At 78.9% G+C, this 621-nt stretch carries 1 pseudogene; it reads right to left on the bottom strand.

What is annotated here, in order from left to right:
• Window positions 1-621: pseudogene (locus tag BG452_RS36415) on the bottom strand (hypothetical protein); the annotation flags it as partial.

Below are 621 nucleotides of genomic sequence, written 5' to 3'. Positions count from 1 at the left end.
GAGCCGGCGGGCCGCGTCGGCGGGCAGCGGCTGGCCGCCCGGGCGCAGCACGTACCGGGCGGCGGCGGTGGACCGGCCCTGGGCGGTCATGGCGTCGGCGAAGGCCGCGGTGGAGCCGACCATGGTGCCGGTGAGCGCGATGGTGAGGAAGGCCGGGGTGGCGGTGGAGACGGTGCGGCGCACCGCGGTGAGCGCGTTCTGCCGGGCGAGCAGCGGGGCGGCGGCGGTGAGCCGGGCCAGCGGGGCGCTGAGCAGCCGGACCAGCACCGGGACGACGACGGGCGCGAACAGGGCGATCGTGGTGATGGCGGCCAGGTCGGCGCCCATCACCCACTGGGAGGCGAGCTGCGGGTCGTCCGGCTGGTCGCCGGGGGCGGGCGGCAGGCTCGCCGCGGACAGGTAGTAGGAGACGACGCCGACCAGGGACAGCAGCCCGAGCGCGGCGCAGGCCCAGCGCGGTCCGGTCATGACCTTGCGGTCGACGGCGGCGTCGCCGAGTGCCTCGACGGCCCGTACCCGCCCGGCCCGGACGGCCGCGGTGACGGCGCCGAGCAGGGCGACCAGCAGGCCGACGGCGGCGGCGAGCAGCATCGGGCCGACGGCGGGCCGGGCGCTGAACCC

Origin of the sequence: Streptomyces sp. CBMA123, from assembly GCF_014596465.1 — a bacterium.
Taxonomy (GTDB): domain Bacteria; phylum Actinomycetota; class Actinomycetes; order Streptomycetales; family Streptomycetaceae; genus Kitasatospora.
Note: the sequence above shows the minus strand (reverse complement) of the source record. Positions and strands in the feature narration are given on the sequence as shown.